Raw genomic sequence first — 13,351 nt, 5'->3', positions numbered from 1 at the left:
GGCCCGGACGAGCAGGCCCGGACGAGCAGCCCCTCACCGTGGCCCGAGGGCGGCGGGGAGGTCGCCGTCCCGGCGGTGTAACAGAGCGCCGACCAGCCGCGTAACACGGAAGCCGCAGGCTGGACGGCATGCAGAACACCGCCACGCCCACGCACTGCCCGTACTGCGCCTTGCAGTGCGGGATGAATCTGACGCCCGCCGCCGGCGGGACCGTCGAGGTGAGCGAGCGCGCGGACTTCCCGGTGAACCGGGGCGCGCTGTGCGGCAAGGGGCGTACGGCGCCGGAGGTGCTCGCGTCGGGGGCGCGGCTGACCTCGCCGCTGGTGCGTTCCGACGGCGGCGAGCTGGTGCCGGCCGGCTGGGACGAGGCGCTGGACCGGATCGCCGGGAACCTGGCCCGCACCCGGGCGGAGCGAGGCGCGGACGCGGTGGGGGTGTTCGGCGGGGGCGGGCTGACCAACGAGAAGGCGTACGCGCTGGGCAAGTTCGCCCGCGTGGTGCTGGGCACCTCGCAGATCGACTACAACGGCCGGTTCTGCATGTCGTCGGCGGCGGCGGCCGGGACGAAGGCGTTCGGGCTCGACCGAGGACTGCCGTTCCCCCTGGAGGACATCCCGAAGACCGGCTGCGTGATCCTCGTGGGGTCGAACCCGGCGGAGACGATGCCGCCGTCCCTGCGGTACTTCACCGAGCTGCGGGAGAACGGCGGCACCCTGATCGTCGTCGACCCGCGCCGCACGAAGACCGCCGAACAGGCCGACCTGCACCTGGCGCCGAGGCCCGGCACCGATCTGGCGCTCGCGCTGGGCATGCTGCACCTGGTGGTGGCCGAGGGGCGGGTGGACGAGCGGTACGTCGAGGAGCGCACGGCCGGCTGGGAGGAGGCACGGGCGGCGGCGATGGCGCACTGGCCGGAGTACGTGGAGCGGATCACGGGGGTGTCCGTTCCCGAGCTGCGGGAGGCGGTGCGGCTGTTCTGCGCGCCGGAGGCGGCCATGGTGCTCACCGCGCGGGGGCCGGAGCAGCAGGCCAAGGGCACGGACACGGTGGGCGCGTGGATCAATCTGTGCCTGGCGACCGGGCGGGCCGGGCGGCCGCTGTCCGGGTACGGCTGTCTGACCGGGCAGGGCAACGGGCAGGGCGGGCGCGAACACGGGCAGAAGGCCGACCAGTTGCCGGGCTACCGCAAGCTGACGGACCCGGCGGCGCGGCTCCACGTGGCCGAGGTGTGGGGCGTGGACCCGGACTCGCTGCCGGGGCCGGGGCGCAGTGCGTACGAGCTGCTGGACGCGCTGGGGACGGACATCGGGTCGCTGCTGGTGATGGGGTCCAACCCGGTGGTGTCGGCTCCCCGGGCCGCGCACGTCGAGGGGCGGCTGCGGTCGCTGGACTTCCTGGCGGTGTGCGACGTGGTGCTCTCCGAGACGGCGGCGCTGGCGGACGTGGTGCTGCCGGTGACGCAGTGGGCGGAGGAGACGGGGACGACGACGAGTCTGGAGGGGCGGGTGCTGCTGCGGCGGCGTGCGATCACGCCGCCGGACGGGGTCCGCAGCGACCTGGAGGTGCTGCACGGCCTGGCCGCGCGGCTGGGTGTGGAGAAGGGGTTCCCGACCGAACCCGAGGAGGTCTTCGAGGAGCTGCGCCGGGCCAGCGCCGGCGGTCCGGCGGACTACTCGGGGATCGACTACCGGCGGCTCGCGGAGGAGAACGGCGTGTTCTGGCCGTGCCCGGCGCCGACGGACGACACTCCCCCGCACCCGGGCACCCCGCGTCTCTTCCTGGACCGCTTCGCCACCGACGACGGCCGGGCCGGGTTCGTGCCCGTCGCGCACCGGCCGAGCGCCGAGGAGCCGGACGACGCGTATCCGGTGCTGCTGACCACGGGGCGGGTCGTGGCGCAGTACCAGTCCGGGGCGCAGACCCGGCGGGTGGCCGAGCTGAACGCCGCCGCGCCCGGCCCGTTCGTGGAGCTGCACCCGCGGCTGGCGGCGCGGCTCGGGGCGGCGGAGGGGGACCCGCTGGCGGTGGTGTCCCGGCGGGGGCGGGCGGTGGCGCCGGCCCGGATCACCACCGGCATCCGGCCGGACACGGTGTTCATGCCCTTCCACTGGCCGGGCGAGGGCCGCGCCAACACGCTGACCAACCCGGCCCTCGACCCGACCTCGCGGATGCCGGAGTTCAAGGTGTGCGCGGTACGGGTGGAGGTGGCGGAGCAGAGGGCTCCGTAGGCGGCGGACCGGGGGCGCGGCTGGCGGTGCCGCGGGCGGCGGCCGTCATGGCACGGGCCAGTTCCCGTCCGCGACCGGTCTGCCGGTGGCCCGCAGGCGGACCGCGACCGCGGGGGCGGCGACGTACACCCAGGCCCGCAGGGGCGTCCCGTCGGCGTCCCGTACGACGCTCCTGGCCACCCGGTCGTAGAGGTTGCGCGGGTCGCCCGGCACGTACTCCTCCAGCCGGTCCAGTTCGGCGAGCAGCATCTCGTACTCCTCGGGCAGCGCGGTGACGACCTCCCCGCGCACGCTTCCCCCGGGCGCCTCCACGGCGTAGGGGTAGCCGGGGCCCGGGTAGAGCAACGCCCCGTGCAGGCGGGCGGGTTCCCCGGCGCGGGTGCGCCCGCGCAGGAAGGCGTCGTGATTAACACCGCCGGGGCGCAGGGTCCCGTAGACGAAGAACGGCAGTCGCGTGGTGTCCACGACAGGTCATTCTCTCGCCCCATGCCCCTCATGATCTTCACCGGCGGGCTATGGACATGACATGCCGGGGGTCCTTTAAATCTGAGTCAACACCCCCACCTCCCCACGCCTCCGGGCCCCCGCCTTCCCCACGCCCCCCGCACCCCCACGCGCCCCGTAGCGCTCCTCCCCAAGGAGTCCGATGAGCCGAATACGGCACGTCCGAGGTTCCCGCCCCGCCACGGCCGGCATCGCCGCCGCCACCGCCGCGCTGCTCGGCACCGTCCTCGCCCCCACCTCCCACGCCGCCGACGGCCCCACCTCCGCCGACGCCCTCGGACACGCGGCCACCGTCCTCGCCGACCGCGCCGACGCCCTCGGCCTGACCGCGGCGCAGGACACCGAGGTCCGCGACGTCATCGTCGACGACGACGGCACCCAGCACGTCCGCTACGACCGCACCTACCACGAACTGCCTGTTCTGGGCGGCGACTTCGTCCTCCACCTCGCCCCCGACGGCGAGTTCCGCGGCGCGGACCGCGCGACCGAGGCCCAGGTCTCCCTGCCGACCGTCACCCCGAAGCTGTCGGCCCCCAAGGCCGCCGACCTGGCCGCGAACGCGCTGCGCGCCGCCAACCCGGGCGAGCTGCTGAAGAAGCTCACCGCCAAACCGCAGTTGGTGGTCGACGCCCTGCACGGGACCCCGAAGCTGGCCTGGCGGACGAACGCGGCGGCGATGGATCCCGGCGGCAACCCGGTCGCGCGCACCGTGCTGACCGACGCCGGGACCGGCGCCCGCATCGACGCCTGGGACACCATCGAGACGGCCGCGGGCGACGGCGAGTCGCTGTACGGCGGCAAGGTGCCGCTGGAAACCACGTCCTCGGGGTCGTCGTACCAGCTCAAGGACCCGACGCGCGGCTCCACCTACACCGGTGACGCGGAGAACCAGACCGACCTGTGCTTCCTCGGCATCTGCCTGGTCCGGGCCCCCTCGACGCTGTTCACCGACGCCGACAACCACTGGGGCACGGGGAGCGCCGGCGACCGCGCCTCGGCCGCCGTGGACGCGCAGTACGGCACCGACGTCACGTGGGACTACTACAAGGACGTGCACGGGCGCAGCGGCATCGCGGGCGACGGCAAGGGGTCGTACAACCGGGTGCACTACGGCAACAAGTACAACAACGCCTTCTGGGACGACAGTTGCTTCTGCATGACGTACGGCGACGGTGACGGGAGCACGTTCGGGCCGCTGGTCTCGCTGGACGTCGCCGGGCACGAGATGACGCACGGGGTGACCTCGTCGACGGCGGCGCTGACGTACTCGGGCGAGTCGGGCGGCCTCAACGAGGCGACCTCGGACATCTTCGGCACGCTGGTGGAGTGGCACGCGGGCAACGCCACCGACCCCGGGGACTACCTGATCGGCGAGAAGGTCGTCCGGGACGGGTTCGGCCGGGACGCGCTGCGATACATGGACAAGCCCAGCAGGGACGGCAGTTCGGCCGACTGCTGGAACACGGCGGTGGGCGACCTGGACGTCCACTACTCCTCCGGGATCGCCAACCACTTCGCCTACCTGCTGGCCGAGGGCAGCGGTGCGCGGACCGTGGGCGGGGTCCGTTACTCCTCCCCCACCTGCGACGGCTCCTCGGTCTCCGGGATCGGCCGGGACAAGCTCGGGGACGTCTGGTACCGGGCGCTGACGGTGTACATGACCTCGTCCACGGACTACGCGGGCGCCCGCACCGCCACCCTGAGCGCGGCCGGTGACCTGTACGGCACCGACAGCGCCGAGTACGCGGCGGTCGGCGCGGCGTGGAGCGCGGTGAGCGTGGGCTGAGCCCGCCACGCGCGGTGTGGGCCGCCCCGGGTTCCGTCATGGAACCCGGGGCGGCCCCGTGCGTTCTCAGATGTCGTCGTAGGGCCGCTTCTCCTTCGCCTCGCGCAGGGCTCGCCCCCACCACACCAGCTGGTCGAGCATCGTCTTCGCCGCCGCGTCCGGCCCCGACGGGTCCCTGAGCGTGCCCTCGTCGTCGAAGGACGCGCCCGCGTTGTGGAAGGAGACGGTGTCGCGGACGGTGACGGCGTGCAGTTCGGCGAAGACCTGGCGCAGGTGCTCCGCGGCGCGCAGGCCGCCGGCCAGGCCGCCGTACGAGACGAGGCCGACGGGCTTGGCCCGCCACTCGGTGAAGTGCCAGTCGATGACGTTCTTCAGGCCCGCCGGGAACGAGTGGTTGTACTCGGGCGTGAGCACGACGAACGCGTCGGCGCCGGCGAGCTTGGGCGTGACCCCGGCCAGCGCGGCGGTCGCCTCCGGGGTCGGGGCCAACGTCGTGGGGAGGTCGGCCTCGGCCACGTCGACCACCTCCGGGATCAGGTCGTCGTGGGCCCGGAGGTGGTCCAGGAGCCAGTCGGCGACGACGGGGCCGAAGCGGCCGTGGCGGTTGCTGCCGACAAGGAGGGTCACCCGCAGTGGGGCGGTCGTGGTGTCCATGCGGAACAGCCTGGTACCTCGACCAAACTTGAGGTCAAGCCGTGGCGGCGGGCCCGTTCGGCGGCGCCACTCACCCGTTCACACCCGCGTCCCGCACCCTTCGGGATCTTTTCCGCCACCTGTCCGGCACGCCCCCGTGACCTGCTGAAACACAGTCACATCGACTCCCCTCCGGCGCACCGGCGACACCCGTTCATCCCAATCCGCGCCGCGCGCTCGGGGAGCGGGCCGGGTCCGCTGCCACTTTCCTCGGTAGGGCAGGGGCCACCGAAGAGCTCAAAGGAGCACCGATGCGACGTACCGCCCGCCTGCTGACCGGCACCGCGCTCGCCGTCGCGGCCGTCGGCCTCGCCTCCCCGGCGACCGTGTACGCCGGGGACGCCGCACCGACCGGTGGCCTGGAGGTGTACCCGTCCTCGGTCGTGCCGGGCGAGCGGGCCATGGTGACCACGGCGTGGTGCGGAGAGGGCGGTTCGGCGGCCGGCGACGCCAGCGCGGTCGGCGCCGGCACGTTCCCGCTGGCGCCGGGGACGGACGACGGGGAGACGGCCGGGCACTTCGAGGTGCCGCCGAGCGCGCAGCCGGGAACGTACGAGATCGTCGCGACCTGCGGGGACGACGAGCAGCGGGTGACGGGCGACCTGGTGGTGACGCTGACCGCGGCCGAGGCGCCGGTGTATCCGAGAGGAAGCGTGAAGACGGGGGTCGGCGGCGCTCTTGGCCCCGACCCCGTGCAGACCGCGGCCGGTGTGGCGGCTCTCGCCGTCGCCGCCGCGGGCGGTACCTGGCTCCTGCATCGCCGGGCGAGAGGCGACGGGATCTGACGGGCACCCTCCGCTGCCCGTCCGCCGGTACCGCACTTCCCCACCCCCTCCGGGTCCGACGCCCCTCGCGGCCCGGAGGGGGCAGGGGAGACCACCAGGCCCGACTGGAGAGGGGATGTACATGCGCAGGGTCGGCAACACCGCGATAGCCGCGGTCACCGCGGTCGCTCTCTGCTCCGGGGCGTGGCTGCTCGTCGGCGGCGCGGAGAGCGAGGCCCCGCCGCAGCCGTCGGCCGCGCAGGCCGCCTCCGGCACCGGGCGGAGCGCCGAGGCGCCGCCCGCCGCACCGGCGCTGCCGCCCTCGCCGCCGGACCGCGTCCGGATCCCCGCGATCGAGGTGGACGCGCCCATGACGGGGCTCGGGCTGACGTCCTCGGGCAGCCTGGACGTGCCGCCCGCCGAGAAGAAGAACCTCGCCGGCTGGTACGAGGCCGGCACCACCCCCGGCGAGAGGGGCACCGCGATCGTCGCCGGGCACGTCGACAACGCCGAGGGCCCCGCCGTCTTCTACCGGCTCGGCGCGCTGGAGAAGGGCGCCACGATCGAGGTCGACCGGCGGGACGGCGGCGTCGCGGTCTTCACGGTGGACGCGGTGGAGGTCTACGCCGCCGACGACTTCCCCGACGCCAAGGTGTACGGCGCGGCGACCCGGCCCGAGCTGCGGGTCATCACGTGCGGCGGCGACTACTCACGCAGTACCGGATACCAGGGGAACGTGGTCGTCTTCGCGCACCTGACCGGCAGCCGGTGAGCCGTCGCCCAGGACGTGCGCCCTGCCCCACAGGCCGAGCGGCGCCAGCGCCTCGTTGAGGGCGACGCCCCGCGCGGTGAGCGAGTACTCGACGCGCGGCGGCACCTCGGGGTACTCCTCGCGGTGCACGATGCCGTCGGCCTCCAGCTCCCGCAGCTGTGCGGCGAGCACCTTCTCCGTGACACCCGGCAGCTCCCGGCGCAGGGCCCCGAAGCGGCGGACGCGCTCGCCGAGCGCCCAGAGGATCAGCACCTTCCACTTCCCGCCGATCACGTCCATCGCCGCGTCGACGCCGCACACGTACGCCCCCGGCCGCCGTGCCGTACCCATCCCCGTCACCCCGTTCGTCCACCGCCCGCGTACTTCCCCCCGGGTAACCACCCACTCTCAAGTACGTACTTGAGCGGCCCCGTCCCCCGGAAGAGGCTGTCCCCATGACCGACAAGCCGACCACTCCCCCTATTCCCCTCACCGTCCTCGGCGCCGGCGCGATGGGCGCCGCCCTCGTCCGCGCCTGGCTGGCCGCCGGGCACCCGGTGACCGTCTGGAACCGCACCCCCGCCCGCGCCGAGGCCCTGGCCGCCGAGGGCGCCACGGTCGCCCGCACCGCCGCCGAGGCGGTCTCGGCGAACCGCCTGGTGATCGTCTGCCTCCTGGACGACGCGTCGGTCGGCGCGGCCCTGGCCGGCGTCGACCTGACCGGCCGCGACCTGATCGACCTGACCACCGGCACCCCCGCCGACGGCCGCACCCGCGCCGCCTGGGCGACGGCGCGCGGGGCCCGCTTCCTGGACGGCGGCATCATGGCCGTACCGCCGATGATCGGGGCCGCCGACTCCGGCGCCTACGTCTTCTACAGCGGCTCCTCCGCCCTCTTCGCCGAGCACCGCGACACCCTCGCCGTCCCCGCCGGCACCCGCTACGTCGGCGAGGACCCGGGCTTCGCGGCCCTGCACGACGTGGCGCTGCTGAGCGCGATGACGGGCATGTTCGCGGGCGTCTCACACGCCTTCGCCCTGATCCGGCGGGAGGACATCGCACCGCGGGACTTCGCACCGCTCCTGTCCTCCTGGCTCACCGCGATGGCCCCGGCCGTCCACCTGACCGCCGAGCAGCTGGAGCGCGGCGACTACTCCCACGGCGTCGTCTCCAACCTCGCGATGCAGGTGGCGGGCAACGCGACCCTGCTGCGCACGGCGGAGGAGCAGGGGGTGAGCGCGGAGCTGCTGACGCCGTACACGGAGTTGATGGAGCGGTGGCTCGGCGAGGGGCACGGGGAGGAGGACGGGACGGGGGCGGTGGAGCTGCTGGATGTGGGGCGGGGCGGGACCGGCGCCTAGGCCACCCACTGCTCGTACGCCAGGTTCGCCACCAGCGCGAACACCACCGTCAGCAACACCACCCGTACGAAGCCGCTCCCCTTCTTCAGCGCCGTGTGTGCGCCGAACATGCCGCCCGCCAGGTTGAAGACCGCCATGAGCGCGGCCAGCTGCCACAGGACCGCGCCCTGCCAGGCGAAGGTCGCGAGGGCGCCCGCGTTGGTGCAGCAGTTGACGATCTTGGCGGTGGCCGAGGCGGTGACCAGGTCCAGGTGGAGCAGGGCGGTGAGGGCCAGGACCAGGAACGTACCGGTGCCGGGGCCGACCAGGCCGTCGTAGAAGCCGATGCCGACGCCCGCGAGGCCGATCGCGGCGAGGATCTGGCGGCGGGTGGCCGGGCCGGTCGCGGGGGCGGTGCCGAAGGCCGGGCGGAAGATCACGAAGGCGGCGACGGCGAGCAGCACCACCATGATGACCGGCTTCAGCACCTCCGTGCTCATCCCGGCCGCGAAGAAGGCCCCGCCGGACGAGCCCGCCAGCGCCGCCAGCCCGATGCGGACGGCCGTGCGGACGTCCACCGGGGCCTTGCGGGCGTACGTCACCGCCGCGCCCGTGGTGCCGACGATGGCGACCGCCTTGTTGGTGCCCAGCGCGTGCGCGGCGGGGGTGCCGGAGGGCAGGCCGAGCAGCATGGCCGGCAGGAGCAGGAGGCCGCCGCCGCCGACCACGGCGTCGATCCAGCCGGCCGCGAGGGCGGCGAGGCAGAGCAGGACGAGCGTGGTCAGCGATATGTCGGGCATGATCGCGACCCTATGGACGAGATGGATGTGCCGTCCATCGAGATGAGGGTCTTCTGAGGTTCGCCGAGGGCCCTCCGAGGTACGCCGAGGGTCCTCCGAGGTACGCCGGCCGGCCCGGCCCCGGCCGCCCGCACGCCCTCACACCCACCCCCCGCACCCGCTGAGGGCAGCGTTCCCCGCGGGAAACAGACGCGATGCGACCGGGTAACACCGGCGCCGCACGCTCGATGCCATGACCTCGAATGAGCGTGTGGTGGTGATCGGCGCCGGACTGGCGGGCGTGACGCTCGCCCGGCTCCTCGGTGAGCTGGGCACGCCCGCGCTGCTGGTCGGCGACGAGGAGCACCGCCCGTACAACCGGGTGCTGCTCGCCGACGTGCTGGCCGGACGGTACGGCCCCGACGTGATCAGCCTGCCGGCGCCCGCCGGGCTGCTGCGCGGCCGGGTCACCGGCATCGACCGGGAGGGGCGGACCGTGCGGTGCGCCGACGGGTCGGTGATCGCGTACGACACGCTGGTCCTGGCCACCGGCTCCAACGCCGTGCTGCCGCCGCTGCGCGGCCTGTTCACCCCGGACCGCGCGCTGCCCGAGGGCGTGCACGCGTTCCGGACGCTGGACGACTGCCTGGGGCTGTCGAAGGCGGTTCGGGCGGGGGTGCGGGCGGTCGTCATCGGGGGCGGGCTGCTCGGGGTCTCCGCCGCCCGCGCGCTGGCCGTGCGCGGTGCCCAGGTCGTCCTCGCCCAGCAGGCGGAACGGCTCATGGAACGCCAGCTGGACCCGGCGGCCTCCGTGCTCGTGCGGCGCCATCTGGAGGACCTCGGCGTCGAGGTGCACACCGAGTGCCGGGTGCGCGACGTGCGCAGCGTCGGCGGGGCGGTGCGGTCGGTGGAGCTGGCCGACGGGTACGCGCTGGGCGCCGACCTCGTGGTGCTCGCCTGCGGGGTGCGGCCCCGCGTCGGCCTCGCGCAGGAGGCGGGCCTCGACGTCGGCAAGGGCGTCCTCGTCGACGACGAGCTGCGCACCTCGGACCCGCACATCCGCGCCGTCGGCGACTGCGCCCAGCACGACGGGCGCGTGTACGGGCTGGCCGCGCCCGCCCTCGAACAGGCCGGCGCGCTGGCCGAACTGCTCGCCGGGAACGGCACCGCCCGCTACACCGGCACCCGCTCCCTGACCCGTCTCACCCTCACCGGGCCCCACAGCCCTCTCGGGCCGGACAGCCCCCTCGGCGGGCCGGACGGCTCCTTCGACCTCGCCGCGTTCGGCGAGACCGACCCCCTCCCCGGCGACGACGTCGTGCAGCTCGCCGACGCCACCCGGGGCACGTACCGCAAGGTCGTCGTCCGCGACGACCGGCTGGTCGGCGGGGTCCTGGTCGGCGAACTCGGCACCGTCGGCGCGCTCGCGCGCGCCTGGGAGGGAGCAGAGCCGCTCCCCTCCGACGGCGGCCCCCTGCTCCACCTGCTCACCCATGACGGAGGCTCCTGATGACCGCCACCCCGGGGCACACCCCGACGATCGTGCTTGTCGGCCACGGCATGGTCGGCCAGCGCTTCCTGGAAGCACTCGCCGAGCGCGGCCTGACCGCGACGCACCGCGTGGTCGTGCTGTGCGAGGAGCCGCGCCCCGCCTACGACCGCGTCCAGCTCACGTCGTACTTCTCGGGCAAGACCCCCGAGGACCTGTCGATGACCGACCTCGCCTTCATCGAGGAGCACGGCATCGAGCTGCGCGTCGGTGACGCGGCGGAGACGATCGACCGGGACGCGCGGAAGGTGACGGCCCGGTCGGGGCTGGTCGTCGAGTACGACGTCCTCGTCCTGGCCACCGGCTCCTACCCGTTCGTCCCGCCGGTCCCCGGCAAGGACGCCGAGGGCTGCTTCGTCTACCGGACGATCGAGGACCTGCTCGCCATCGAGGAGTACGCCAAGACCGCGACGACCGGCGCGGTGGTGGGCGGCGGACTGCTCGGCCTGGAGGCGGCGGGCGCGCTGAAGGGTCTCGGACTCACCTCGCACATCGTGGAGTTCGCGCCCCGCCTGATGCCCGTCCAGGTGGACGAGGGCGGCGGCGCGGCGCTGCTGCGCACCATCGAGGGCATGGGCCTGTCCGTCCACACCGGGGTCGGCACGCAGGAGATCCTGACGGGCGCCGACGGCGCCGTCACCGGCATGAAACTGTCGGACGGCTCCGAACTCGCCACCGACCTGGTGGTGTTCAGCGCCGGCGTCCGCCCCCGCGACCAACTGGCCCGGGACTGCGGTCTCGCGGTCGGCGAGCGCGGCGGCATCAGCGTCGACGAGCGGTGCCGCACGGTCACCGACGAGCACGTGTTCGCGATCGGCGAGTGCGCGCTGGCGTCCGACGGGCGGGTGTACGGGCTGGTGGCGCCGGGCTACGAGCAGGCCGAGACGGCGGCCGCGACGATCGCCGCCCAGGAGGCGTCCTTCACCGGCGCCGACCTGTCCACCAAGCTGAAGCTGCTCGGCGTGGACGTGGCCTCCTTCGGCGACGCGCACGGCACCGCCGAGGACTGCCTGGACGTCGTCTACTCCGACTCCCGCGCGGGGCTGTACAAGAAGCTGGTCGTCGGCCGCGACGGCACGCTGCTCGGCGGCATCCTGGTCGGCGACGCGGAGGCGTACGGCACGCTGCGCGCCTTCACCGGCTCGGTCCCGCCGGTCTCCCCCGAGTCGCTCGTCCTGCCCGCCGGTGCCGGGGCCCCGGCCCAGCTGGGCCCGTCCGCGCTCCCCGACGACGCGGTGATCTGCTCCTGCCACAACGTCACCAAGGGCAGCATCCGCGGCGCGGTCACCGACCACCGGTGCACGACCGTGCCCGAGGTGAAGAAGTGCACCAAGGCCGGGACCGGCTGCGGCTCCTGCGTCAAGGTGCTCGGCCAGCTGGTCACCGCCGAGCTGGAGGCCAGTGGTGTCGAGGTCGACAAGGGCCTGTGCGGCTGCTTCGCGCAGACCCGCGAGGAGCTGTACGAGATCGTCCGCGCCCTGCGGGTCACCTCCTACCGGGAGCTGCTCGACCGGCACGGCCGCGAGGGCGCGCGGGGCGGCGACGGCTGCGAGGTCTGCAAGCCGGCGGTCGGCTCGATCATCGCCTCCCTGGCCCCGGCGATCGGCGCGAGCGGCTACGTCCTGGAGGGCGAGCAGGCCGCGCTCCAGGACACCAACGACCACTTCCTGGCCAACCTCCAGAAGAACGGCTCGTACTCCGTCGTCCCGCGCATCCCCGGCGGCGAGATCGCCCCGGAGAAGCTGATCGTCATCGGCGAGATCGCCCGCGACTTCGGGCTCTACACGAAGATCACCGGCGGCCAGCGCATCGACATGTTCGGCGCCCGCGTCGAGCAGCTGCCGGTGATCTGGGCACGGCTGGTGGACGCCGGCTTCGAGTCCGGGCACGCGTACGGGAAGTCGCTGCGCACCGTGAAGTCCTGCGTGGGGCAGACCTGGTGCCGCTACGGCGTCCAGGACTCGGTGCGGATGGCGATCGACCTGGAGCTGCGCTACCGGGGGCTGCGCTCCCCGCACAAGCTGAAGTCGGCGGTCTCCGGGTGCGCCCGCGAGTGCGCCGAGGCCCAGTCCAAGGACTTCGGCGTGATCGCCACCTCCAACGGCTGGAACCTCTACGTCGGCGGCAACGGCGGTGCCACCCCGCGCCACGCGGACCTGCTGGCGCAGGACCTCTCGGACGCCGAACTGGTCCGCCTCATCGACCGGTTCCTGATGTTCTACATCCGCACCGCCGACAAGCTGGAGCGCACCTCCACCTGGCTGGAGCGGATCCCCGGCGGCCTGGACCACGTACGGGACGTCGTCGTGCACGACTCGCTCGGCATCTGCGACGAGCTGGAGTCCCTGATGCGCGCTCACGTCTCGCACTACCGCGACGAGTGGGCCGAGACCATCAACGACCCCGAGAAGCTGGCCCGGTTCGTGTCCTTCGTGAACGCGCCCGACACCCCCGACCCGGTCGTGGGCTTCGTACCCGAGCGCGACCAGATGAAGCCCGACCTGCCGCTGCTGAACATCGGCATGCGGCGCACCGAGGAAGACCTCCTGGAAGGAAGCACCCGGCGATGACCCTGGCACCCGAGACGACCGACCTCAAGGTCCTGCTGCGGCTCACCGACGACTGGTTCACGGCGTGCGACCTCGGCGCCCTGCTCCCCGGCCGGGGCGTGGCGGCCCTGCTCCCGGACGGCGGCCAGGTGGCCCTCTTCCGGGACCGGGAGGGCGGGCTGTACGCCATCGACAACCGGGATCCGTTCACCGGCGCCGCGGTCCTCTCCCGCGGCCTGACCGGTACCCACCAGGGCCGCCCGTTCGTCGCGTCCCCGCTGCTCAAGCAGCGCTTCGACCTCACCACCGGGGAGTGCCTGGACGACGAGGCGGTACGGGTGGCGGTGTACGAGGTGAAGGCGGCCTGACGCACCTGGCCCGAACTTTCTTGACCGTCCGTTCCACAAA

General features: G+C 73.8%; 12 protein-coding genes. 8 read left to right on the top strand and 4 right to left on the bottom strand.

Features of this window, described 5'->3' with window-relative positions:
* Positions 1 to 128: 128 nt before the first annotated feature.
* Complete coding sequence (locus tag ACZ67M_RS02830) at positions 129 to 2,228, top strand: molybdopterin oxidoreductase family protein (RefSeq protein ID WP_469849313.1); 2,100 nt, start codon at positions 129 to 131, stop codon at positions 2,226 to 2,228.
* 45 nt (positions 2,229 to 2,273) lie between these two features.
* Here ACZ67M_RS02830 and ACZ67M_RS02825 read toward each other — a convergent pair whose 3' ends face one another.
* Positions 2,274 to 2,693: a gamma-glutamylcyclotransferase family protein gene (locus ACZ67M_RS02825; RefSeq protein WP_469849312.1), complete on the bottom strand. Its 420-nt coding sequence runs from the start codon at positions 2,691 to 2,693 to the stop codon at positions 2,274 to 2,276.
* A 181-nt stretch (positions 2,694 to 2,874) separates the two neighbouring features.
* Here ACZ67M_RS02825 and ACZ67M_RS02820 point away from each other — a divergent pair, with 181 nt between their 5' ends.
* Positions 2,875 to 4,518 (top strand): M4 family metallopeptidase, encoded by a 1,644-nt coding sequence (locus tag ACZ67M_RS02820; RefSeq protein ID WP_469849310.1) that lies wholly within the window; start codon positions 2,875 to 2,877, stop codon positions 4,516 to 4,518.
* A 66-nt stretch (positions 4,519 to 4,584) separates the two neighbouring features.
* On the opposite strand, the gene ACZ67M_RS02815 is transcribed toward ACZ67M_RS02820, so the two are convergent.
* Positions 4,585 to 5,172, bottom strand: a complete 588-nt coding sequence (locus tag ACZ67M_RS02815; RefSeq protein ID WP_392008651.1) for an NADPH-dependent FMN reductase — start codon at positions 5,170 to 5,172, stop codon at positions 4,585 to 4,587.
* Between the two features lie 290 nt (positions 5,173 to 5,462).
* Here ACZ67M_RS02815 and ACZ67M_RS02810 point away from each other — a divergent pair, with 290 nt between their 5' ends.
* Together ACZ67M_RS02810 and ACZ67M_RS02805 are read left to right on the top strand one after the other, a co-directional pair.
* Positions 5,463 to 5,996: a hypothetical protein gene (locus ACZ67M_RS02810; protein WP_361354966.1), complete on the top strand. Its 534-nt coding sequence runs from the start codon at positions 5,463 to 5,465 to the stop codon at positions 5,994 to 5,996.
* A 121-nt stretch (positions 5,997 to 6,117) separates the two neighbouring features.
* Positions 6,118 to 6,747, top strand: coding sequence for a class F sortase (locus ACZ67M_RS02805; RefSeq protein ID WP_469849730.1), 630 nt, complete (start codon positions 6,118 to 6,120; stop codon positions 6,745 to 6,747).
* On the opposite strand, the gene ACZ67M_RS02800 is transcribed toward ACZ67M_RS02805, so the two are convergent.
* Positions 6,685 to 7,077, bottom strand: coding sequence for a winged helix-turn-helix transcriptional regulator (locus ACZ67M_RS02800; protein WP_392008645.1), 393 nt, complete (start codon positions 7,075 to 7,077; stop codon positions 6,685 to 6,687). The genes ACZ67M_RS02805 and ACZ67M_RS02800 overlap by 63 nt on opposite strands.
* A 104-nt stretch (positions 7,078 to 7,181) precedes the next feature.
* Between ACZ67M_RS02800 and ACZ67M_RS02795 the strand changes: the two genes are divergently transcribed.
* Entirely contained in the window at positions 7,182 to 8,087 is a 906-nt protein-coding gene (locus ACZ67M_RS02795) for an NAD(P)-dependent oxidoreductase (RefSeq protein ID WP_469849308.1), read from the top strand.
* Here the strand turns inward: ACZ67M_RS02795 and ACZ67M_RS02790 are convergent.
* Positions 8,084 to 8,866: a sulfite exporter TauE/SafE family protein gene (locus ACZ67M_RS02790; protein ID WP_122620235.1), complete on the bottom strand. Its 783-nt coding sequence runs from the start codon at positions 8,864 to 8,866 to the stop codon at positions 8,084 to 8,086. The two genes, ACZ67M_RS02795 and ACZ67M_RS02790, sit on opposite strands and share 4 nt — an antisense overlap.
* A 232-nt stretch (positions 8,867 to 9,098) precedes the next feature.
* On the opposite strand from ACZ67M_RS02790, the gene ACZ67M_RS02785 reads away from it, so the two are divergent.
* The 3 genes from ACZ67M_RS02785 to nirD are packed head-to-tail and all read left to right on the top strand — an operon-like array spanning position 9,099 to position 13,311.
* A complete protein-coding gene (locus ACZ67M_RS02785; RefSeq protein ID WP_392235102.1) occupies positions 9,099 to 10,355 on the top strand; it encodes an NAD(P)/FAD-dependent oxidoreductase in 1,257 nt (418 codons plus the stop codon).
* Positions 10,355 to 12,964 carry a nitrite reductase large subunit NirB gene (gene nirB, locus ACZ67M_RS02780; protein ID WP_469849307.1) on the top strand — a complete coding sequence of 870 codons (2,610 nt, stop codon included), beginning with the start codon at positions 10,355 to 10,357 and terminating at the stop codon, positions 12,962 to 12,964. The genes ACZ67M_RS02785 and nirB overlap by 1 nt, the downstream gene beginning before the upstream one ends.
* Entirely contained in the window at positions 12,961 to 13,311 is a 351-nt protein-coding gene (gene nirD, locus ACZ67M_RS02775) for a nitrite reductase small subunit NirD (protein WP_361354950.1), read from the top strand. The genes nirB and nirD overlap by 4 nt, the downstream gene beginning before the upstream one ends.
* Positions 13,312 to 13,351 lie beyond the last annotated feature (40 nt).

The sequence above is a fragment of the Streptomyces sp. NPDC107500 genome (assembly GCF_055582785.1).
The sequence above is the reverse complement of the archived record's forward strand: the minus strand, read 5'-3'. Positions and strand labels throughout refer to the sequence as shown.